The organism is Rhodospirillum rubrum ATCC 11170, from assembly GCF_000013085.1.
Classification (GTDB): Bacteria; Pseudomonadota; Alphaproteobacteria; order Rhodospirillales; family Rhodospirillaceae; genus Rhodospirillum; species Rhodospirillum rubrum.
On sequence record NC_007643.1, the window covers coordinates 3,263,197 to 3,285,276 of the forward strand.

22 protein-coding genes are annotated in these 22,080 nt (G+C 65.1%); 10 read left to right on the forward strand and 12 right to left on the reverse strand.

The features are described from left to right. Nucleotides 1–75: 75 nt before the first annotated feature. The 10 genes from RRU_RS14615 to RRU_RS14660 form a co-directional block, all read right to left on the reverse strand. Nucleotides 76–3,471, reverse strand: a complete 3,396-nt coding sequence (locus RRU_RS14615; protein ID WP_011390459.1) for a tetratricopeptide repeat protein — start codon at nucleotides 3,469–3,471, stop codon at nucleotides 76–78. Continuing rightward, the gene (locus tag RRU_RS14620; RefSeq protein ID WP_011390460.1) at nucleotides 3,468–4,121 is read right to left on the reverse strand and encodes a flagellar motor protein MotB; all 654 of its coding nucleotides are present in this window, start codon (nucleotides 4,119–4,121) and stop codon (nucleotides 3,468–3,470) included. Before RRU_RS14620 ends, RRU_RS14615 begins: the two co-directional genes overlap by 4 nt. Next, a complete protein-coding gene (locus RRU_RS14625; RefSeq protein ID WP_014626459.1) occupies nucleotides 4,118–4,438 on the reverse strand; it encodes a hypothetical protein in 321 nt (106 codons plus the stop codon). Before RRU_RS14625 ends, RRU_RS14620 begins: the two co-directional genes overlap by 4 nt. Further along, a complete protein-coding gene (locus tag RRU_RS14630) occupies nucleotides 4,386–4,787 on the reverse strand; it encodes a hypothetical protein (RefSeq protein ID WP_014626460.1) in 402 nt (133 codons plus the stop codon). Before RRU_RS14630 ends, RRU_RS14625 begins: the two co-directional genes overlap by 53 nt. A gap of 289 nt (nucleotides 4,788–5,076) precedes the next feature. After that, nucleotides 5,077–5,856 (reverse strand): protein phosphatase CheZ, encoded by a 780-nt coding sequence (locus RRU_RS14635; RefSeq protein ID WP_011390463.1) that lies wholly within the window; start codon nucleotides 5,854–5,856, stop codon nucleotides 5,077–5,079. A gap of 284 nt (nucleotides 5,857–6,140) precedes the next feature. Continuing rightward, nucleotides 6,141–6,530 carry a response regulator gene (locus RRU_RS14640; RefSeq protein ID WP_011390464.1) on the reverse strand — a complete coding sequence of 130 codons (390 nt, stop codon included), beginning with the start codon at nucleotides 6,528–6,530 and terminating at the stop codon, nucleotides 6,141–6,143. Nucleotides 6,531–6,697: 167 nt separating this feature from the next. Beyond that, nucleotides 6,698–7,414: a MotE family protein gene (locus RRU_RS14645; protein ID WP_011390465.1), complete on the reverse strand. Its 717-nt coding sequence runs from the start codon at nucleotides 7,412–7,414 to the stop codon at nucleotides 6,698–6,700. An 18-nt stretch (nucleotides 7,415–7,432) separates the two neighbouring features. Beyond that, a complete protein-coding gene (locus tag RRU_RS14650) occupies nucleotides 7,433–8,185 on the reverse strand; it encodes a DUF6468 domain-containing protein (RefSeq protein WP_011390466.1) in 753 nt (250 codons plus the stop codon). Next, complete coding sequence (fliM, locus tag RRU_RS14655; protein WP_011390467.1) at nucleotides 8,182–9,336, reverse strand: flagellar motor switch protein FliM; 1,155 nt, start codon at nucleotides 9,334–9,336, stop codon at nucleotides 8,182–8,184. The genes RRU_RS14650 and fliM overlap by 4 nt, the downstream gene beginning before the upstream one ends. A 42-nt stretch (nucleotides 9,337–9,378) precedes the next feature. Next, a complete protein-coding gene (locus RRU_RS14660; protein WP_014626461.1) occupies nucleotides 9,379–9,942 on the reverse strand; it encodes a flagellar basal body-associated FliL family protein in 564 nt (187 codons plus the stop codon). Between the two features lie 362 nt (nucleotides 9,943–10,304). Between RRU_RS14660 and flgF the strand changes: the two genes are divergently transcribed. From flgF to RRU_RS14685, 5 genes are all read left to right on the forward strand, one after another. Then, nucleotides 10,305–11,042: a flagellar basal-body rod protein FlgF gene (flgF, locus tag RRU_RS14665; RefSeq protein WP_011390469.1), complete on the forward strand. Its 738-nt coding sequence runs from the start codon at nucleotides 10,305–10,307 to the stop codon at nucleotides 11,040–11,042. 37 nt (nucleotides 11,043–11,079) lie between these two features. Beyond that, a complete protein-coding gene (flgG, locus tag RRU_RS14670) occupies nucleotides 11,080–11,865 on the forward strand; it encodes a flagellar basal-body rod protein FlgG (protein WP_011390470.1) in 786 nt (261 codons plus the stop codon). A 31-nt stretch (nucleotides 11,866–11,896) separates the two neighbouring features. Next, complete coding sequence (gene flgA, locus RRU_RS14675) at nucleotides 11,897–12,979, forward strand: flagellar basal body P-ring formation chaperone FlgA (protein WP_011390471.1); 1,083 nt, start codon at nucleotides 11,897–11,899, stop codon at nucleotides 12,977–12,979. Between the two features lie 132 nt (nucleotides 12,980–13,111). Next, nucleotides 13,112–13,879: a flagellar basal body L-ring protein FlgH gene (flgH, locus tag RRU_RS14680; protein WP_011390472.1), complete on the forward strand. Its 768-nt coding sequence runs from the start codon at nucleotides 13,112–13,114 to the stop codon at nucleotides 13,877–13,879. A gap of 154 nt (nucleotides 13,880–14,033) precedes the next feature. Further along, complete coding sequence (locus tag RRU_RS14685; protein WP_011390473.1) at nucleotides 14,034–14,390, forward strand: flagellar biosynthesis regulator FlaF; 357 nt, start codon at nucleotides 14,034–14,036, stop codon at nucleotides 14,388–14,390. A 100-nt stretch (nucleotides 14,391–14,490) separates the two neighbouring features. On the opposite strand, the gene dksA is transcribed toward RRU_RS14685, so the two are convergent. Both dksA and RRU_RS14695 read right to left on the reverse strand, forming a co-directional pair. Further along, entirely contained in the window at nucleotides 14,491–14,907 is a 417-nt protein-coding gene (gene dksA, locus RRU_RS14690; RefSeq protein WP_011390474.1) for an RNA polymerase-binding protein DksA, read from the reverse strand. Between the two features lie 190 nt (nucleotides 14,908–15,097). Beyond that, the gene (locus tag RRU_RS14695; protein WP_011390475.1) at nucleotides 15,098–15,544 is read right to left on the reverse strand and encodes a flagellar assembly protein FliX; all 447 of its coding nucleotides are present in this window, start codon (nucleotides 15,542–15,544) and stop codon (nucleotides 15,098–15,100) included. Nucleotides 15,545–15,874: 330 nt separating this feature from the next. Here RRU_RS14695 and RRU_RS14700 point away from each other — a divergent pair, with 330 nt between their 5' ends. The 5 genes from RRU_RS14700 to RRU_RS14720 all read left to right on the forward strand — a co-directional run bounded on the left by RRU_RS14700 (nucleotide 15,875) and on the right by RRU_RS14720 (nucleotide 22,075). Then, entirely contained in the window at nucleotides 15,875–17,026 is a 1,152-nt protein-coding gene (locus tag RRU_RS14700; protein ID WP_011390476.1) for a flagellar basal body P-ring protein FlgI, read from the forward strand. After that, on the forward strand, nucleotides 17,026–17,355 hold the full coding sequence (locus tag RRU_RS14705; RefSeq protein ID WP_011390477.1) for a rod-binding protein: 330 nt from the start codon (nucleotides 17,026–17,028) through the stop codon (nucleotides 17,353–17,355). The genes RRU_RS14700 and RRU_RS14705 overlap by 1 nt, the downstream gene beginning before the upstream one ends. 3 nt (nucleotides 17,356–17,358) lie before the next feature. Further along, entirely contained in the window at nucleotides 17,359–18,165 is an 807-nt protein-coding gene (locus RRU_RS14710; RefSeq protein WP_011390478.1) for a flagellar protein FlgN, read from the forward strand. A 164-nt stretch (nucleotides 18,166–18,329) separates the two neighbouring features. Further along, nucleotides 18,330–20,513, forward strand: a complete 2,184-nt coding sequence (gene flgK / locus RRU_RS14715; protein WP_011390479.1) for a flagellar hook-associated protein FlgK — start codon at nucleotides 18,330–18,332, stop codon at nucleotides 20,511–20,513. 14 nt (nucleotides 20,514–20,527) lie between these two features. After that, nucleotides 20,528–22,075, forward strand: a complete 1,548-nt coding sequence (locus RRU_RS14720) for a flagellin (RefSeq protein WP_011390480.1) — start codon at nucleotides 20,528–20,530, stop codon at nucleotides 22,073–22,075. Nucleotides 22,076–22,080 lie beyond the last annotated feature (5 nt).

Genomic DNA, 22,080 nt, shown 5'->3' on the forward strand with positions numbered 1-22,080 from the left:
GCGGCGCTCCATAATCCCGACAGGCCGGCGAAGCGTCGTCATACCTTTGGGGATCCGCAGGGCCGGCGATTGGCTTTAATTCAGCCCGCTTAGGCCCTCGGTCTTCATGCGGTCGCGGTAGCTCGACAGGAACGAGCGGAAACTATCGGCCTGGGCGACCTTTTCGTTGATCGTGCGGTAATCGGGCAGGCCGCGGTCGCCGGGGCTGGTGATCAGATCAAAAGCCTCGAACACGTCGGTGTCTTTCATCGCATCCAGATAACGCCGGCGCAGCAAGGCGGCCTGGGGGTCGTCGCCGGCCAGGGTCAGGGCGGTGGCCCAGTCGAGCACGCGGCGGGCATCTTCGGCCGCCATGGTCTTGCCGCGTTCGGGCGGCGGCACCAGTTCGCTGATCGTCCGCGCCGCCTCGGGCCAGTTCTGGGCCTTCCAGAAGATCTCCGAGCGCAGGATGCGGGCGTCCTTGGTGGTATCGCCGTCGAGCCGGGCGATCGCCTCGTTGGCCCGGCCCATATCGGCCAGGGCGCGGGCGGCAAGGTGGCTGCGGTGGGCGGCCAGATCGGGCGACAGCCCGTCGGCGCCGGTGGCGAGCAAGGCGTTCAGGGCGGCTTCGGGCTGGCCGTTGAGCAGCCGCACCAGACCAAGCCGCGCCCCGATGCGCGCCCGCTCCTCGCCCGGGGTCTTCAACCGGGTCTGGATCTGGCGATCCAGCAGCCCGGCGGCCTGTTCCAGCAGATCGACCTTGACCAGCCGATCGGCCAGCTTGCGGATCATCTCGTCGCCCTTCTGGCCGGCGGGGGTCAACTCGCGGAACTCGTCGTAAAGGGCGATGGCGGTGATCGGCGACAGGGCATCGGCGCCGCCGCGCAGATAAAGATCCTCGAAGACGCGCAGCATCTGATCGGTGATCTCGGCCACCTCCGGGCGCTGGTCAAAATAGGTGGCGACCAGCTTCATGCCGCGCAGCGCCTCGCCGTAATCGCCCTTTTCCAGGTTCAGATCGGCCAGACGGCGCAGCAGGGTGAATTCGAAATCATCGCCCCGCCAAGCGTAGCGCAGGCGCTGAAGCCCCTGGATCAGATCGTCCACCGGCAAACGGCCAAGCTGGTGTTCAAGCTCCAGGCGCTTGCGCCGGGCATGGGGGGTCCATTTCATCGACCCCTCATCCTCGGCTTGTTGATAAGCCTGGAGCGCCCCGTCGAAATCGCCCGAGGTTTCCTTCATCAGGCCTTCGAAGTACAGGCGTTCGGCCTTCTGATGGCGGGTGACATCGGGAACATTGGCCGCTTCCAGGAAGGTGCGGGCGGCGAGGTCATTGGCCGCGGCGATGGCGGCTTCGGCGGCGACCAGGGCCAAAGGCACGCGCAGGTCATCGGGATAATCGGCAAGCACGCCGCTCGTCGCCTCGAGGATGCCGGCTTGGGCGGCCGGATTGCCCAGGCTGGCCTGGGCGGCGGCGCGCCAGAAGGCGGCCTCGTCAACCCCGGCCAAACTCGGATGGGCAAGATCGTTCACCGCGTCGCCATAGCGGCCCATCAGAAATTCGGCGCCGCCGCGAATCGCCCGGAAACTCGCCCGGTTCTCGAACTCGGGATCGGCGGCCAGGATGGTTCGCAGCACGCCAAGCGCCTCGGCGCCATAGCCATTGGCGAAATAGAAGCGGGCCATTTCCATGCGGGCGTCGTTGCGCCGACTGGCCGGAGCCATGCCGACCGCCTCGAGCATCTGGTTGCGCCGTTCGAAAACCGGGGCTTCCTGATTGCCGCGCCAGCGCGGGATATCGAAGATCGCCGAGACCTCGCCGCCGCTGGCGCCAAGCCGGGCGGCGGCGGCCACGCGCTCGCCGTCCGAGGACAGCCGCAAGCCGCCGGCGGCGGTGATCTCCACGCCCTGACGGCTGGAGCGCACACTCACCCCCTGGCTGACCGGCTCGACCACCACGCCCTGGGCGGTGACCGGCAAGGTCGCGTCGGGATAGGCGCGGGCCGGATAGATACCGGCGCCCAGCGGCAGAACCGGCACGACGATGATGCTATCGCCGACCTCGGGATCTTGCACCGTCACCACGCTACCGCCATCGCTGACGGGCAGATAAAGGCGCGGCCCGACCGGCGAGCGCGGCTGGGGCGAGACCTCGATCGGCGTGCGCGGGCGCAGGGGCTGGCGCTGCAGATCCATGATCCACAACAGCCCTTCGCGGCGGAAACTGGGATTGAAGGCGGGATCGACGACGAAGCGAACCGCCGTGGCCGTCGGCCCGACCTCGACCTGCTCGGCGAAGCTCACCGCCTTGCCGCCGGTCACCTGAAGGGCGCGGATATCGGCCTGCTGATGGCGATCGAAAACCACCCAAAGGAATCCGGCGCGACGGAAGGCGGCGGCGGCGGTCGGCCGGTCCCAGGAAAACGACAGGGTATAAAGCTCCTGCGCCCCGCCGACGGCCGGCAGGGCCGCCTCATCGGGGGCTAGACCCTGGTTGGACGCTCCGGCGACCGGCGGCACGGCGGCGATCCCGCCGGCCGAGGGCGCCAGGGAGGACGGCGGCGCCGGGCGGCTGGGAACGGCGGCGGCCGGCGGATTGGCCGGGGGCATCGGTGGCAGGGCGACGGGGGCGTTGGGATCGGGCTTGGCCGCCGGCTTGGCTTCGGCCGGGGCCGAGGGCTGGACCGCCGGCGGCCGAGTCGCCGGGGTCGCCTCGGGCTTGGCCGCGACCGTCGCGGCGCCGGGCGTCGCCTTGACCAGATCGAAGGCGACACTGCCGCCGCTGCGGAAATGACGAATGGAGCCGCCGGGCGGCAAAGGCAGGGTGACGGTGAGGCCGGTCGTCTCCGACGCCGTGACGGCCCCCTTCAGCCCCTCGGGAAGGGCGGCGTTCAGCCGGGGCAAATCGATGCGGCCGGGCCGGGCGAAGCGAATAACCGCCTTGCCGTCCTGATTGTCCACGGTGTAGCCGACATCGCGCTTCCAGTCGAAGACGACGCGGTGGAAGGTGTCGTGGATGCCCGTGCGCACCGGAATGGTCGGCGTCAGATCGGGGGCGGCCGAGGGCGCCTTGGCCGGCTCGGCGGGCTTTTCGGCGACCGCCGCGCTTTTGCCGGCCGGCGGCCCCACTAGATCGAGAACCACGCCATTGCCGCCGACGTTCGACCTGCGCAGCTTGAAATCGCCGCGCAGCGGAAACGAGACCGTCCGCCGATCGGCGCTGACCCGGGCTTCGGACACATAGCCGGCAAGGCTGCGGGTGACCTTGTCCAGGCCGTTTGGCGCCGGACGGTCGAATTGCACAACCAGGGCGCCGCCCAGGATATCGGCGGTATAGACCACCGGAACGTCCCAGTCGAAAACGATCCGTCCATAATCGTCGTGGGTCGCCGCCCGCACGCCATCGGCGCGGGCCGGCGACGGGGCGACCAAAAGGGCCAGGGCGAAAAGCGCAAGGCCGAACGACGCGAAAAACGATAGGCGCTTGGTCATGGGCGGACGCCCTCCCCCAATACCAGCAGCGCCGGCCCTTCGGAGGCGGCGGAAGACACCAACCGCGCCTGGGCGGTCAACTGACGGCCGAAGCCGGCCTCGCGCAAACGATTGGCGGCATCGACCGCCTCGGCCAGGGCACCACGCCATGGATCGCCCCCGGATTGTTCCTTACGGAAGACCACCAGAATCACCCGGTTGTCCAGACGGTCGAGAAATCCGGCCAGTTCCGACAGGGCGCTTGCGTCGCCGCCTTCGCCAAACAGCGCGACCGGCGGCCGCAGCAGAACCTGATCACCCGACAGCACCACCTTGGTATCGCGCAAGGCGCGAACCCGGTCGAGGCCGTCGCGCAACACCACGGCCAGATATTCGGTGGCCGCGCCGCGCGGCGGCACGGTCGCCGGACGGCTTTCCTCGGGCGGTTTGCTTTCCGTCGCCAGCGGCGCCTCGGCCCGCAGCGGAACGGCGCCGCCACGCTCCTGGCCACCCATCGGCGACATGGCGAACAGCATCACGAAAAAGGCCAGCAACAGCAGCACCAGATCGGAAAAGGTCACCAACCACAAATTGGCGGCGGCATTGCTGCCCTGGGAACTGCCCGCCGAGACCGCCATCAGATCGACGGCGCGATAATCAGGTCCGTTCATCGCCCGGCCTCCCCCTCGCCCGGCATCGGCAGCAGGCGGAAGGTCAGGGTCACCAGGCCGAGCGGTCCGGGCACCAGCCCGACGGCAAGGCCGGTGGGCCGGACCCCCCGGGCGCGCAGGGCGCCGGCAAGCGTGGCCGCCCGCCGCTGTTCCAGGCTTTCGGCCCCGGGCAATGGCGCATCGCTCGCCCCGCCGGTGCTGAGCGCGATTTCAAGATGACGATAGGTTCCCGCCGGCGCCGACAGCAAGGTGGCGCCCAGGCGGTCAAGAAACGCCGAGCGCCCCGCGATCAGGGCGGCCTCGTTCGGCTTGAACAAAAAGATCGGCGCGCAAGATCACGTCCAGCACCTCGCCGCCGGCCAGCCGGCTGGCCTGGGCCCCGGGCAGATCGGCCTGGAACAAGGCTCCGGCCTCGGCGACGAACCGGCCCGCCGCGGCGGCTTGCGCATCGCGCTCGCTGATCATGCCGTCGGTTCGGGCGAGGGCGAATCGGGAAAAGGTTTTGGTCAGGCTGTCGACGACGGCCTGGGCGCGGGGTTGTTCGGGGATCGAGACGCTGACAAGGGCGATGAAAAAAGCCAGCAGCAGAAGATAGAGCGATAGGAACAGCGAATGCCCGCCTCCAAGCCCCGCGTTCCCGTCGTGGTCCTGCTCCAAGCTGTCCATGATTATCCGTTCGCCTTGTTGGACACGGGCGCCCCCTTCCCGGGAAGACCCGTGACATCGGAGCATAGCGAGGGGGATTGAACGGAAGATTAACCCAATGGCCAAAAGGGTATTTCTCTCCGTCGCCCGACCGATTACGCGAAACGGCAAACGGGGGGAAGACCTTATCGGAAAATCCCGAAATCACGCCGTCCCCGCGGGCCCTCCGCCTGACCGGGCGAGTCGCCCACCGGGGTGGCGATGGCGTAAGAGACCGCTCTCGCGCCTTAGCCAAATCTTACGCTGGCGGCTAATCGAAATCCTTGAGCAGGGCGTCGATATCGTCCTGGTTCATCACCGCCCCGGGGCTTCCCGGACCATTGAGCAAGGCCATATCTTCGGGCCGGTCGCCCACGGCAGCGGCGGTTTGGCGAAAGCGCGCCGGATCATCGGCGCTTCCCGGCGCGCCGTCCCCCAGAAGTCCATCGGGGGCGAAGGTCGAAAGCAGGGCGTCGACCCGTTCTTCGATGCTTTTCAGGGTGCGGACCACCTTGGTGATGCGCTGGCCGGTGATGTCTTGGAAGGTGCAGGCCTCATAGATGCGTGTGGTCGCCAGGGCCAAAGCCCGGGCATCCTCGCCCTCCAGCCGTCCTTCAAGGGCTTCCAGGCCCTCCACCGCATCCATGATGTCCTGGGTCGCGGTTTCCGTCGACTGCACGATGGCGTCAAGCTCATCGGAGGCCGTCGGAATGAAGCGCTCCTGGATATCGCGCGGGCGCAGCACCGCCAGATCGTTGCGGGCGGTCTCGATGAAGGTCGACAGGGCCCGGATCTCTTCGATCAGAGCGACGCGATCGTCGGGATGGGCCCCAGGTCGGGGAACCGGGCCATCCACCGCCGGACCGACGCCCGCCGGAGCCATCACCGGAACCGGGGATAAGGGGGGAGCGCCAGCCGGAGCCATCCCTTCCGCCGACAGGCCGTCGCGCAACGATTCCAACAGCGCCGCCAGATCGTCGGCGCCATCCTGGCTGCGCAAATGCGCGAGCGCCCTGTCCAGGGCGCCGCGTAAGGTGGTGTCGATGGGCATGATCGAAGTCCCTTGCTCAGGTCCGACAAAATCCGGGGCCGCCGGCGCTGGCGGCCTGCCCGGAAGCAGCCTCCCCACGGCAGGGAAGAAGGGGGCATCCCCAGCGAGTCCGGGGTCGGGCAGACACCGGGGTGGTCATGGCGACACCCGGCTTCGCCGGAAAGGTGCCACGCCCGGACCAATCCGCATTAAATGGAAGCCATTTTTTGCGATTAATCAGGATTAAAGACCACCGCGTTAGAACAAAAACGCTGGAACCCGGTCTTTTCTTTGCCGTTCAGGCCCTAGAATTCGCCGATCACGCTCTGCATCTTGGCCTTCAGCGTTTCCGCGTTGAAGGGCTTCACGATATAGTTGGAAACGCCGGCTTCCTTGGCGGCGATGACGTTCTCCGACTTGGACTCGGCGGTAACCATAATGAATGGCAGGCTTTTCAACTTGCCGTCAGCCCGGACTTCGCGCAGGAGCTGGAGACCGGTCATGGGTTCCATGTTCCAGTCGGAAATCACCAAACCATATCCGCCGTTGGTCCGCAGCATTTGCAAAGCAGCGCTGCCATCCATGGCCTCGTCGATATTATTGAAACCGAGCTGGCGTAGGAGATTTCGAATAATACGCAGCATCGTCTTATAGTCATCGACGATCAGGATCTTCATATTCAGGTCTACGGCCATGGGTCACCCCTCGTTTCGCTTCCGCCGCGTCGTCGCGTTGCGGAACGGTCTGTTGCCTTAAAGTATTCCTCGGTCCCGCAAGGGGACACCGGGGTCGACGCAGTTCCTTAAATAGCCCAAAAGATCGTATATGGCAAAGGGCTCTCAGTCGTGTCCGAGCGGTTTTCTCAACCGCCTGGACGGGTTCCTGGCTCGGGCAGAACCTGCTTGTGGGCAAGCTCCTGGGTGACGGATCGTGCCTTAAGGGCATCCATCTCGGCCAGGATCGGTGCGGAGTTCCGTTCGGTCATCAGCATGAAGATATCGACGATTAGCGGCATGTCCATATCATTAAAGATACGGGCGGCATCTTTCGGCTTCATGACCTTATAAATATTGACCAGCCGCTCCAGACGGGTCTGCTCCTCGGCGGTATGCTGCTTGAGCATCCCCTGGATCGACGTCTCAAGCCCCTTCATATCGGCGATCTTGCGGTCGATCCGCCCTTCGGCGGCGCGCAGCATGGCTTCGCGCTGATCAAGCTCGCGACCGCGATTTTCAAGCTGCTCGCGCCGTTCCGACAGCCGTTGCAGCAGGTCGATTTCCGATTGGGTGAAAGCAGCCGGATTCTCGCGCCCGCCACCCGCCCCTTGGGAGTCGGGGGCCGAGGGAGTCGGGGCGGCGGGAGCGGGGGCGGCTGTCGGCGCCGGGGCGGCGGTGGGCGCCGGGGCGGCCGGCGGCGTGGCGGTCGGAGCGGGTGTCGCCTGGGCCATCGCCTCGCTATGGCCGACCCGCAGGCCGCCCATCTTCTCGACGCCCTGCCAGACGGCGCCAACCCGCACCGTCAACACCAGCACCCCAACGAAAATCATCACCGGCAGCAACCGGATCCGCGACATGGTCATAACAGGTCCCTTTCCCGATCAGCGAACGGCCTGGAGTGCGCGCAGCAATTCCCGTTCCGCCTCTGATCGTTCATCGTCAAAGGGCACCTCCCCCTCATCGCGCGCCGATCCAAGCCCGCCCAAAGGTTGGGTTCCGATCAGCGGCCCCTGTCCGCGGCCCCCCTCCGGGCGAACCCGCAGACGTTGGCGAACGGCGGCCAGTCGCGCGTCCTGTTCGGGCGGCACGCTCTCACGCGGCGCTTCACCACCCCTGGTCTCGATCCCTCGGGGATCCAGCCCCCGGGGTTCGACCCCGCGAACTTCGACTCCCCGTACCTCCACGCCCCGAACCTCGCCGGGACGATTTTCGCCGATCCGGGCCTCCTGGGCCCGGGAGTCCTGCCCACCCCGGCCTTCGGCGGCGCGGGGATTGCCTGCGGGCGCTTCGGCGGCGCGGGCCTCGCCGCGCGCGGCGCGCACGACGCTTTCCAACCGGCCGGCCATGCCATCGGCGCGCTCGACCATATAGGCCAGATCGTCGCGCAAGGTCTGGGCCTTGGCCACATGGTCGTCAAGGGCCCGCCCCGCATCCTCGGCGGTCTTGCGCAGGCGGGGAATGCCCGCCTCGGCCCGGGCCGTCGCCTCGTTGAAGGTGGCGATGATCCGCGCCATGTCTTCGCGATTACGGCGCAACTCCCGCAGCTGACGCGACAACAAGATCGCATAGCCGATGAAGACCGAAAGCAGAAGCGCGATGGTTCCGTCGAGGAGAACTTGCCAGGGGATAGTCACGATTTTGCTCGATTATGCTTGCTGTCGACACGAATGGCGATGTTTTGCCCCTTGCGTCCCATTTTGCCATCGAACATGGGAACATCGCCGCAGCGAAGTTGCACGGTGGAATCCGGAGTCGCGTTGAACAGGATCTGCGAGCCGACCTCCATCGACAAGATCTTGTTCAATGGCATGTAAACCTCGTCAAGGATGGCGTCCATCTGCACCTCGGTCGACCACATTTCCTCGGCCAGATGGGTTTCCCAAATGCTGTCGCGACCGAACTTCTCGCCCATGAACATCTGAAGCAGCAGTTCGCGGACCGGCTCCAGGGTCGCATAGGGGATCAGCATGTCAAGGCGACCGCCGCGATCCTCCATATCGATTCGCAGCTTGGCGACGATGGCGGCGTTCGACGGCCGCGAGATGGTGGCGAAGCGCGGATTGGTCTCCAGCCGGTCGAAGCGGAAGGTGACCGGCGACAGCGGATCGAAGGCGGCCGACAGATCGGCCAGCACCACATGGACCAGACGCTCGACCAGATTGCGTTCGATGGTGGTATAGGGCCGCCCCTCGATGCGCATCGCCGCCGTGCCGCGACGTCCGCCCAAAAGCACGTCGACGATGGAATAGATCATCGACGAATCGATGGTCAGCAACCCGTAATTGTCCCATTCCTCGGCCTTGAACACCGAAAGCATGGCCGGCAGCGGGATCGAATTCAGGTAGTCGCCGAAGCGATAGGATTGGATGTTGTCGAGCGAGACCTCGACGTTGTCGCTGGTGAAATTGCGCAGCGACGTCGACATCATGCGCACCAGCCGGTCGAAGACCACTTCGAGCATCGGCAGGCGTTCATAAGACACCAGGGCGGTGGAGATGATCGCCTGGATGCCCGATTTGTCGGTGCCGGAATCCTCGGCCTCGCTGAAGCCGAGCAGGCTATCGATCTCGTCCTGATTGAGAACGCGGGCCGAGCCGGTCATGCCGCCTTCGCCCTCGCCGCCCTCATCGGCCAGCATGGTTTCCCATTCGGCCGCGCCGCCGGCCTCATCGCCGTCCGCGGCCGGCTCGTCTTCGCCACCGACCATGGATTCCCATTCGGCCATCATGGCCTTCTCGTCGTCGGGCGAGACTTCCTTTTTAGGATCGTCGTCGGCGGGCACCATGGGCGTTATTTCCTTAACATCCGCGAACCGGCGGACAGACCGCTACTGGATCAGCATTTCTTTGAAGAGAACGTCCTCGACGCGGGCCGGAGCGGCGGCGGCGTTGACGCGGATCAGCAGTTCTTCCTGGATGCGGTACATGCCCGCCGTTCCCTGAAGGTCTTCCAACCGCAATTCACGCAAGAAGGCGATAAAGGTATCCATGATGCGCGGCATGGCTTCTTCGACGCGCGGGATATCCAGCGAACTCGCCAGTTGCAAACTCAGCCGGAGCTGCAGATAGGACCGCCGCCGGCCACTGGAATTCAAATCGACGACAACCTGATCAAGGTCGTAGAACACCGGCCCGGCGGCCACCGGAGGGGCGCCTTTTTCGCCTTCGCCCGCCGCCGGCGTTCCCGCCGGAGGGGCCGCGCCCTCCTCGGCCGTCGGCGGGGTCGAGGAGTCGAACAGCCCGGCGAAATAGGCCCCGGCGACACCGCCGATAATCAGCAGCAGGGGCAACACGATCAGCAAGATCAGCTTTTTCTTGCCGCCGCCGCCGCCGGCCTTGCCGCCGCCGGCCACCGCTTCCGTGTAGTCCTCTTCCAGATCGTCTTCGGCCATTGCCCCGCCCGGTCCTTGAAAGCCCATGGAGGAGCGCGTCTCCGGCCAAGGCCAGCCAAACTCTCCACCCTCGTCATGCTGAACACCTTATGAAGGCTTCCTTAAGAAGTCGTTGAGCATCTCCCAAGAAGTCGATGTCTCCTTGTCGCCAGCGGGTCGGGGCGCGACCGCCGACCGGGACATTTTTGCCGCCCCTTCCCCGGCCACCGGGCATGAAGCGTCCCCCAAAGCCCCGTTTCCGCCCGTCCCCACCCCGGCGACGGGCGCTAGACCGCGGATTTCCGCCCTTGGCACGGGTCATGCATCACTTTCCCCGAGTTTCTCTGCCACGCCCGAAGCTGGCCCGGACCGGATGAGCGCCGATGGAAAACACGTCCTACATAGCCCTGTCGCGGCAAACCGCCCTTTGGCGGCAATTGGACGTCGTTTCCAACAACCTCGCCAATATGAACACCAACGGCTATCAGGCCGAGCAGACGCTGTTCTCGGAATATCTGATGAACACCCGGGACAGCCATTTCCGCCTGCCCGAGAAGCTGGCCTATACCCAGGACGCCGGAACCTACCGCGACCTGACCGCCGGGCCGCTGGAACACACGGGCAATCCCTTGGATCTGGCGATCAACGGCGAGGGCTATTTCGAGGTCGAGGACGGCGCCGGCCCGGCTTACACCCGGGGGGGGCGCTTCACCCTGGACGCCGAGGGCAAGGTAGTGACCGCCGATGGCCGGCCGCTGATGACCGATGCCGGAACGCCGCTGGTCATCGCCCCTAACGAGGGCGAGGTGACGATCTCGGCGACCGGCACGGTGTCGACCGAGAACGGCCCGGTAGGCAAACTTCGCCTGGTCAGCTTCGAAGACGAGCAGAAACTGCGCCGCATCGGCGGCGGATTGTTCGACAGCGGCGACCAGCAGGCCAATCCGATCACCGAGCCGCGCATCGAGCAGGGGATGATCGAGAAATCGAACGTCAATCCGGTGGTCGAAATGACCCGGATGATTCAGGTGCAGCGCTCGTATGAGGCGGCGAACAAATTGATAGAATCCGAGAATGATCGGCAATTGAATGCCTATGCCGTGCTTTCGGGAACCAAATAAAGGCCGGATCGGCGACGCGATATAAGGACCAGGGACGATGAGAGCACTCAATATCGGCGCGACCGGCATGTTGGCCCAACAGACCAACGTCGAGGTCATTTCCAACAACATCGCCAATATGAACACCACCGCCTATACGCGGCGGCGGGCGGAATTCCACGACTTGCTCTATCAAAACCTGCGTCGGGCCGGCTCCAACTCCTCCGATACCGGCACCATCGTGCCGACCGGTGTGCAGCTTGGCCTGGGCGTCAAGACCGCCGCCGTCTATCGCATCACCGAACAGGGCAGCGTGACCAGCACTAATAACGCCCTTGATCTGGCGATCCAGGGCAAGGGCTATTTCCAGATCGACCTGCCCTCGGGCGAAACCGCCTATACCCGCGATGGCGCCTTCCAGCTCTCGCCCAACGGCGAAATCGTCACCCATGACGGCTACCGCGTCACCGGCCTGGGCGCCATCCCGACCAACGCCGAGTCGATCACCATCAATCCGACCGGCGAAGTTCTTTACAAGATCGACGGCCAGACCGCCCTGGTCAACGCCGGGCAGATCCAGACGGCGATCTTCCCCAATGACGCCGGCCTGAACGCCATCGGCGACAACTACCTGACCGAGACCGCCGGCTCGGGCGCGCCGACGGTTGGCGTCCCCGGCAGCGTCGGCTTCGGCACCATTTTGCAGGGCTACCTGGAATCGTCCAACGTCAATGTGGTCTCCGAGATCACCGAGCTGATCAGCGCCCAGCGCGCCTATGAGATGAATTCCAAAGTCATCACCACCTCTGACGAAATGCTCTCCACCATATCGCGGATGAAGTAGGCCCCGGCCACCCCACGCGAGGAGTTTCCCGATGTCCCAGATCACCCCGTTCCGCCCCGCCTGCAAGCCGTCCTTGGCCAAGCCGTCCGTGGCCTTGCCTCTGGCCGCCCTGTTGCTTGGCTCGGCGCTGGGTCTGGGCGCCGGTCCCTGGGAAACGGCGCGGGCGGCCGAAGTGTCGGAAGGCAACGGCGCGGTCTACGCCCCGCTGACCATCGATGCGCCGGTCAGCCTCAACCGCGCCATCGACCTTGACGGTCCCTATTTGACGCTGGGCGATTTGTTCACCGGGGTTGCCGACAAGGCCTCGGTGCCCGTCGCCCGGGCGCCGCGCCCCGGGCGCTCGGCCATCCTGGACGCCGACTGGCTTGATCGCACGGCGCGGGCCTATGAAATCCCCTGGCGTCCCCATAGCGGCCTGGAACAGGCGGTGGTCACCCGTCCGGGCTCGACGGTGCCCGCCGAGCGCATCCAGGAAGCGCTGCGCGTCATGCTCAACGGCTTGGGCGCCTCGCCCGACACCGAGATCCAGGTCACCAGCACCCAAACGCCGCTGACCGTGCCGCTGGGGGCCTCGCCCTCCATCCGCACCCTGGAAGAACAGTTCGATCCGAGCAGCGGCCGCTTCTCGGCGGTGCTGGAGGCCCCGGCCGGCGAAGCCGATGCCGAGCGCGTTCGCATCTCCGGGCGGCTGTACGAGACCCGCGAGATTCCGGTGCTGTCGCGCCGAGTTGGCCGCGACGAGATTATCGGTCCGCGCGATGTCAGCTTCCTGCGCGAGCGACTCGATCGCCTGCCCCCCGACGCCATCACCGATGCCGCCGATCTGGTCGGCATGGCCCCCCGCGTCGCCGTGCGCGACGGTCAGCCGCTGCGCCGGGCCGATGTGGTGCGGCCGACCCTTCTGAAGAAGGGCGCCCTGGTCACCATGGAACTGCGCATGCCCGGCATCGCCGTCAGCGCCCAGGGCCGGGCCTTGGATAGCGGTGCCGAAGGCGATACGGTGCGGGTGATCAACACCGCCTCCAATCAGACCATTCTGGCCACCGTCAGCGGCGGCAACCGGGTGATCGTCCAGGCCCCGGGCGGCCTGCCCCGCCAGACCGCCAGCCGCTAGCCTTCCGCCTGGAGAGCCCACCGCCCTAAGGGGCGACGAAATCTTAAGTCTGACGCCCTAAGCTGGCCGGGACGACGATACCAGGCTGGCGCCCCGCAAGGCCGGAGCGCCGCGCCGCACAGGAGAAGACCGATGCGCCGCCATTCCACTCGAAAGACCGTCGCCAGGGTTGCCGTGGTGGCCTTGGCCGTGGGTGTCCTGGCCGGATGCAACACCTTCAAGCGCCTGTCGGAAATCGGCGACGGGCCAGCGATGAGCGGTGTGGACAATCCCACGCTGCGCCCCGATTACCGGCCCGTCAGCATGCCGATGCCCGCGCCGATGGTCGCCGAGCCCAATCCCAGCAGCCTGTGGGTTCCCGGTGCCCGCTCCTTCTTCAAGGATCAGCGAGCCGGCGAGGTCGGCGACCTGCTGACCGTCATCGTCGACATCAGCAATGAAAAAGCCACCTTCGCCAATAACCTGTCGCGCACCAGGGGGAATAAGGAGGGGGCCAATCTCACCAGTTTCCTGGGCTTTGAAGGAACACTGGCCGATGTTCTGCCCGATGGCGTCGACCCCGCCAGCCTGACCTCCTTCGGCTCGGACAGCAAACATACCGGGAACGGTTCCATGGCGCGCTCGGAAACCGTCAGCATGCGGCTGGCCGCCGTTGTTTTGCAGATCCTGCCCAATGGCAATTTCGTCATCGCCGGCAAGCAGGAGGTCCGGGTCAACGGCGAATTGCGCGAACTGACCGTCACCGGCGTCATCCGACCCGAGGATATCCGTTCGGACAACACCATCTTCTGGCATCAGATCGCCGAGGCGCGCATCTCCTACGGCGGCCGGGGAACGGTTACCGATATGGTCGAACCGCGCTATGGCCAGCAGGTTTACGACATCCTCTTCCCCTTCTAATCGGCGGGGTATCACCGTCTCCTTTGGGAAGGGGCGGGCGGACGGCTTGGCTCTAAGCGTGAAATTGGCGCTCGCCATACAGCCTTTCTATGGTATCCTCCCGGCTGTCCATCACGGAATGGACGGCAGACCGAGACTATGGGAGGACGATCCGATGGCCCAGAAAGACCCGATCAGCGTTATCGCGAGCAGTGCCGGAGACGACGCCTTCGCCTTGACCGAGGCCGCCGTCGCCCTGTCGCGGGCCCTGGCGACCGCCGACAAGCCGGCGTTGGCCGCCGCTCTCGAGGGGAATTTTCAGTTGTGGGTAGGGATCCGCACCCTGGTATCGCGCAGCGATAATCCGCTGCCCCAGGATGTCAAAGACAACCTGATCCGCCTCAGCCAGTACACCGCCCAAAAAACCTTCGAGCTGCACGACGGCGTGGACGAGGATACGGTGGAATCGTTGATCAACACCAACCTTCAGATCGCCGAAGGTCTGCTGGAAGGCCAAGCCAAGCTCACTTAGAGCGGCGGGCGCGAAATCCGGTCCGCGCACACCGCTCTCAAAGTCTGATAGGGAAACAAATCGTCGTCGCGCTCCGGTCCGGATCGCTAGGGGATTTGCTTTAGTCTTGGCGATGTGTTCGTTCCATGCGCTCGTGGCGCTCCTGGGCTTCCAGGCTCAGCGTGGCGATGGGCCGCGCTTCCAGACGACGCAAGCCGATGGGCTCGCCGGTTTCTTCGCAAAAGCCATAGCTGCCGTCTTCGATCCGCATCAGGGCCGCATCGATCTTGGCGATCAGTTTGCGGGCGCGGTCGCGGGTTCGCAGTTCAAGGGCCCGGTCCATTTCGGCAGAAGCCCGGTCGGCGAGATCGGCTTCCTGCATGCCGCCTTCCTGGAGACTCTCCAGGGTTTCCTCGGCTTCCCGCAGCAACTCGATCTTCCACTGAATCAGCTTCTGACGAAAATACTCGCGATGCCTCTCGTTCATGAACGGCTCGTCGTCGGACGGTCGATAGTCCGGCGGAAATGTCACGGCCATCCCAGATATCCCACCCAAGGAAAGGACAAAAAAGCGATGCATCCGCTCGGGTTTGGCAACCGTCTGGCGGGCGCGGGCGGAATATAAGAGGAAGCCGGGTCAGCCGCAAGGTTCTTAACGGCCCCGTCGCCGCCAAGCTTTCCAAGCCGTTAGGAAAAGCGGCGCGACTCCGTCGACAAAAACCGGGCGCTTAACGACTGGTTAACTTGGCGAGTTCGACTTCGACACGAAGTTCGATTTCGTCGAGCAGGGCGCCCAATTGGGGATCAAGATTGGCGTCGCGCCGGCTGCGCGTCGATCGCGCCAGGGCGATCAGGTCATCTTTGGAAACCACGCCATCGATCACGGCGATCCGCAGCCGATCAAGCTCGTCAAGCATCGTCACTCCGGGCCGGGCCTGCCGGCGGCGGCGCTCGCCCGGGTCGCTCGCATCGACGCTGTCGGCCTCCTGAAGGGCGAGCAGCCCGCCGACGCCGGCGATCGCCGAGGCCGCTTCAAGGGCGCCGCCCTCGCCGTCATCCTCGTCGTCAAGGGCGCGCCGCAAATGATTGCCGAAGACGCCCTTCTCGGCCTTGCCCGATTTCTCGGACTTGCGGGTCGGAGCGCTTTCGCCGGGTCGAATTCCGCCGATCTTCATGGGGCTTCACGTCCTTGTCGAAAGGAGGGCTAGGGGGCCGGCCAGGGGGAGCGGGAGCGACCTGTCGCCGCGCTCCCAGGCCCTTAATGTAGAAGGCGCCCTTGCTTCCCGAAAGGGGAAAAAGCCGCCCCCCACCGGGCAGTTTTTGCCGATCGCCGCCCCCTTGCCGATCCGGGGAACGACCAAGCCCCCGGAATAGCGCCCCCTGGCGCAGAGCCGGGGCTGGCACGACATTAGCATGGTGATCGTCGCGTCCGTCCGCCCAGCGCGGCCCGACGCGGCGAATTTTAGTCTTTTTTGAACCACCGCCGGACCGAACGGAACAGCGCCATGACGTCCACGATGACAGCTCCTGCCGGTTTCCTCCCGCGCGTCGGCCGCTTGATCGCGGTCGCGCTGACCGCGGTTTTTTTGCTCGCGCCAACCGGAGCCGAAGCTGCCTCGCGGATCAAGGATCTCGCCGATTTCGAAGGGGTTCGGGATAATATTTTGGTCGGATACGGGCTGGTGGTCGGCCTCAAAGGCACCGGCGACAAGCTTGATGACGTGACCTTCACCAAGGAATCGCTGATCGGCATGCTCGAACGCCTGGGGGTGAACACCCGCGAAGGCAAACTCGACCCCGACAACGTGGCCGCGGTGATGGTGACAGGCACCCTGCCGCCCTTCGCCCGCCAGGGCTCGCGCATCGACGTGACGATCAGCGCCTTGGGCACCGCGAAAAGCCTGGCCGGCGGCACCTTGATGGTGACGCCGCTGATCGGCGCCGATGGCGAGGTCTATGCCGTCGCCCAGGGTCAGGCCCAGATCGGCGGCTATGCGGTCCAGGGGCAGTCGGCCTCGGTGCAAAAGGGCGTGCCGACCAGCGGCCGCATTCCCAATGGGGCGCTGGTCGAAGCCGAGGTGCCTTTTAATCTCAGCGCCATGGAAAGCGTCAAGATCAGCTTGCGCAACCCCGATTTCACCACAGCGCGGCGCATCGCCCAGGCGATCAACGCCTTTCTCGGCACCGAATTGGCCCGGCCGCTTGATCCGGGCACGGTTTTGGTCGCGGTGACCGCCGGCTACGAAGGCAATGCGGTGGCCCTGTTGACCGATATCGAGCAGTTGCTGGTCGAGCCCGACACCGTGGCCCGCGTCGTCATCGACGAGGCAACTGGCACCATCGTCATCGGCGAAAAGGTCCGCATCAACACCGTGGCCATCGCCCAGGGCAATCTGACCATCCGCGTCACCGAGACCCCGCAGGTGTCCCAGCCCGCCCCCTTCAGTCAGGGCGGCCAGACCGCGGTGGTGCCGCGCACCAATATCCAGGTCGACGAAGGCAAGGACAACAAGCTGACCGTTGTCAACGGCGGAGTTAATCTGCAAGACCTCGTCAACAGCCTGAACGCCCTGGGCGTCGGTCCGCGCGACATGATCTCGATCCTGCAGGCCATCAAATCGGCCGGCGCCATGCAAGCCGAAATTCAGGTGATGTGATGGCTGACACGTCTTCGCTTTCGTCCAGCGGCACCGATGCCCTGACCCAGGCCAGCGCGGCGCGCACCCGGAATCTGGCGATGCTGCGCGCTAAGACCCCGGCCGAGGCCAAGGAGAGCGCCCAGGAGTTCGAGTCCTTTTTCCTGGGTCAGATGCTTCAACCGATGTTCTCGTCGATCGAGACCGCGGCGCCCTTCGGCGGCGGCCATGCCGAGGAGATGTGGCGGTCGATGATGGTTGACGAATACGGAAAAATGATCGCCCGCAATGGCGGAGTCGGCATCGCCGATGCCGTGATGCGGGTCATGCTTGCCAATCAGGAGGCTTGAACCATGAGCGTATCCGACACCACGTCCCGCAGGGCGTCGCCTTTCGCCCGTGGTCCCGCCGCTGCGCCGACCGTCGCCGCCCCGGTGCAGGCCGCCACGCCCGTGTCCCCCGCCCCGGCGCCCGCGCCGGCTTCGGGCCGTAGTTCACCCTTTTCGACACGGGGCGCCGCCCAGCCAACCCCTCCCCAGTCGGCCGCCACCCCGGCGGCGATGACCGCCGCCCCGCTCGCCCAGGCCGCGGTGCCCCTGCGCGCCGCCGGTCGGCCGGTCCGTGGCGAAAAGCCCGCCGCCCGGTCGTCCGAGAAGGTCACCCTGGCCCACCGCCGGGCCCAGCCGAGTCCCCATGCCATCGTTCCGACCTCGTTGCCCGGCCCGGTGGAGCCCAAGGTCGCCGCCCTGCTTGGCGCCATCGGCCAGTTGGTCGCGGTTCTGAACGAGGAAAACGACGCCCTCGATCGCCATGACGGCGCCGCCGTTCGCGCCCTGATGGGCGCCAAAACGGCCAAGACCCGCTATTACCAGGAACAGATGCTGGGCATTCACGCCAATCCGCGCCTACTGCTCGACCTGACCGAAGAGCAGCGCGACGTAATGCGCATCGCCGGCAAGACGCTTGATACCCTGGCCCGTGAAAACGGCCAGCGCCTTCAGGCCAATATCGAAGCCACCAACCGCTTTCTGAAGGCGGTGGTCACCGCCGTGCACGAACGTGAAAAGGAACGCGCCACCTGCTACACCCCCGAAGGCGCCGTTGAAGGCGATCCGACCCAGGCCTACCGCAAGGCCGTAACCTTTAATGAAACGCTTTAGAGCAAATCCCGCGCACGCCGTTGGCGAGCGCGACGATGATTTGCTTGCTTATCAGACTTTCGGAGCGGTGTGCGGGGACAAGGTTTCCCGCACACCGCTCTAAACGACGACGGACTAGCCGCGACCGGACCTGACCGGCGCCGCGCTCGGGAGGAACCCGGACGATGAGCCTGAATCTCGCCCTGTCCGCCGGAATCAGTGGACTTCAGACAGCCCAGAAAGGGCTCGATCTGGTTTCCCACAATCTGGCGAACATCAACACGCCGGGCTATACCCGGAAGATCTTCAACCCGGAAAGCGTCGTCCTCAACGGCAGCGGCGTCGGTGTGCAGACCGGCACGATCGCCCGGCGCGTCGACGAGGGTCTCAACCGGGACCTGCGCGAAGAGCTGGCCAAATACACCGAATACAAAACCAAGGCGTCCTACTACCAGCGCATGCAGGACCTGTTTGGCAAGCCGGCCTCGAACAACTCGATCAGCCATAACCTGACGGCCTTCGGTCAGCAGTTCGATACCCTGGCGCTCGAGACCGACAAATCGACCCAGCAGATGGCCACGGTGCGCTCGGCCCAGGAACTGACCAGCCAGTTCAACACCATCTCCACCCGTTTGCAGCAGATGCGCCTGACCGCCGATCAGGATATCGCCGGCGCGGTGGCCGAGGTTAACGGCCACCTCAAGAACATCGACACCCTGAACGACGAGATCACCCTGGGGGTGGCCACCGGTCGCGACGTGACCGATCTTCAGGACAAGCGCGACCTTGAGGTTCAGCAACTGACCGAACTGGTCGATGTCACGACGTTTGAGCGCCCGGGCGGCGCCCTGGTGGTTTATACCAAGGGCGGATCAACCCTGCTCGACGCCGATCCGATCCCCGTCAGTTTCACCGCGTCCAGTTCGGTCACCGCCTGGGACAGCAAGGGCGGCGGCGATTTTTCGGCGATCTCGGTCGGCGGCAGCGATATCACCGGCGAAATCGGCGCCGGCAAGCTGGCCGCCCTGATCGACATGCGCGACAAGACCGTCCCCGCCTATCAATCGCAGATGGACGAACTGGCCGGCAAGTTCAGCGACTCGATCAACCAGATCCACAACCGCGGCACCAGCCAGCCGACCATCGCCAATTCCTATTCCGGCACCACCACCTTCATCGCGCCGGCCACGCAAACCATGGCCCTGACCACCGGCGACGTGGCGATTACGCTGTTTAACGCCGATGGCACCCAGAAGGCGACGACGACGCTGAAAACGATCGTGCCGGCGGTGGCCACCGGAGAGGATATCTCGACCGTGACCACGGCGATCCAGACCTGGCTCAACTCGGGGACCGGCGGCGGCTTGACCGGGGCCACGGCCACGGTCGACGCCAATGGCAAGGTCCAGATCAAACTCGGCACCAACACCGCCTCGCTGGCCTTCCGCGATCAGGCCTCGACCACCGCCGGATCGACGGCGGGCGATGTGACCATCGCCTATGACGCCGACGGCAATGGCACGACCGATCAGACCGTTTCGGGATTCGCCAATTTCCTTGGCCTCAACGACATGTTCGTCGCCAATCGCGGGCAGTGGATGGCCGACAGCGACGTCAAGGCCCAGAACTGGACGCCCAATGTCGGCGGCGCCCTGACCTTCTATGATAGCAACAATCCCCCCGGCGGAACCGCCATCGGCACGCTGACCATCGCCCCGAACGAAACCCTCAAAGACATCGCCCTCAAGATCAATTCCGATACGGCGCTTTCGGCCAAGCTCGAAGCCGAGGTCGTGCAAGATGGCGACGGCTATCGCCTGCGCATCAAGGATCGCGCCGGCAAGGATATGGTCATCACCCAGACCGCCGGCGTCGGCACCGGGCTGATCGAACAATTGGGCCTGAAGGATTCGAAGGCCGGGCTGTCGGGCCAGTTGCGCGTCAACCAAAGCCTGCTAGATGATTCGTCGCGCATCTCGCGCGGCGCCGTGCTCTTCAATTCCGACACCGGCCAGTACTATATCAGTGCGGGCGACAACACGACGGCCAACCAATTGGCCAAATCCTTCCAAACGGCGGTCTCTTTCGACGCCGCCGGCGGGGTGACGACGGGGGCGCGCAGTTTCTCGGACTATGCGGCCCTGACGCTCAGCCAGAACGCCAGCGAAGCCAGTGCGGTGGCCACCACTGTCAGCTACCAAAGCCAACTCGCCGATACCTTGCAACTGAAGTCGGCCGAAATCAGCGCCGTCAATATGGACGAGGAACTCTCTCAACTCCTGGTCTGGGAACAGATGTACCGGGCTTCGGCCAAAGTCATCTCGGCCGCCGCCGACATGCTCGACGTGCTCAACAGCATCATCCGTTAAGCGAGGACCAGATCATGGCATCGACAATCGAACGGGTCGGCACCTATTCCCAGCGCAGCTCCCTGGTCGGCCAGATGCTGGCCATCCAGAAGCGGCTGACGGACACCCAGACCCAGGTCAATACCGAACAAAAATCCCAGGATTACACCGGGCTGTCGGCCGACGCCTTCCGGCTGGTTAGCATGGAAAATGAATCCTCGCGGGTCAGCCAGTTCATGAAGACCAACACCGTCGTCTCGTCGCGACTGAAAGTGGCGAGCACCTCGGTGGAGGCGGTCGACAAGACGGTGCGGGATTTCCGCAGCCAATTGTCCCTGTTCTCCCAGGTCGATCTCACCAAGCCCTTGACCGACGAGGAAACCACCAAGCTCAAGGACTTACAAAACCGTGCCTTTGAGGCTCTCAAAAGCACGGAGTATTACCTCAACAACCAGCACGATGGCAGCTATCTGTTCGCCGGCGGCCGCACCGACACGCCGCCCGTCGACATCCCCTATAATACCCTTGAGGAATTCCAGAACGTCTTTAACGGCAAGACGGTGACCTATCCGCAGTCGCGCGCCGCCAATCTGGCCGACGCCAAGGTGGCGGGCACGATGACCGTGGCGCCGGGGGCCCTGGCCACCGATCCCGGCACGATCACCGCCGCCGCCGGCAGCTTCATCGACGCCACCAAGACCGAAACCGGGGTCGGCGGCGATCTGACCTTCACGGCGGCCAACAACACCGTCGCCAGCCCGCAGTTCGTTGGCACCACCATCGCCGCCGGTGATGTCATCCGCGTTGACATGGGGGCGACCGGCCCGCTGCCCGTCGACGCAACGGGCAATTACGGGGGCAACGAGCGCTTCTATACGGTCAAGGCGGTTGATGCCACCACCGGAACCCTTACGCTCGAATCCAGCCCGCCGGTGACCAACGAAGCCGTCGCCGGGGCCTGGACGATCAGCGTGCCCAAGGTCATGCCCGGCCAGGTCTCGGTCTCGGGCGCCGGCGCCAATGATCAAACTTATACGGTCAGCGATATTTCCGCCGATGGCACGACGCTTTACATCACGCCGCCGCCCGGCGCCACCACGACCACCGCCGTCACCGTCGCCCCCCATGTCTATTACCAGGGCGACGAGTTGAGCACCCAGCAGCGCATCGACGACGACCGGTCGATCACCACGGGGATCAACGCCAAGAACCCGGCTTTTGAAAAAGCCCTACGGGCGATGGCGATCATCGCCCAGGGGGATTTGCAGAGCAATCCGGGGCGGGTTCAGCAAGCCTTGAATTTGCTGGGCGACTCGGTCGACCATTCGCCGCAGAACACCAGCGAACTCAGCGGCGATCTGACCGATGTCGCCCAGGTGATCGGTCTCAATCAGGCCACCGTCAAGCGCACCAGCACCGAGCAGCAGTCCTATCTGACCTTCTTGCAAAACCGCTCGGGCGATATCGAAACCGTCGACAAGACCGAGGCCCTGGTTCGCCTGTCCGACGATGCCCAGGCCCTGCAGGCGTCTTTCGCCGCCTTCTCGCGCATCACCTCGCTGTCGCTGGTCAGCTACCTGTAGAGTAT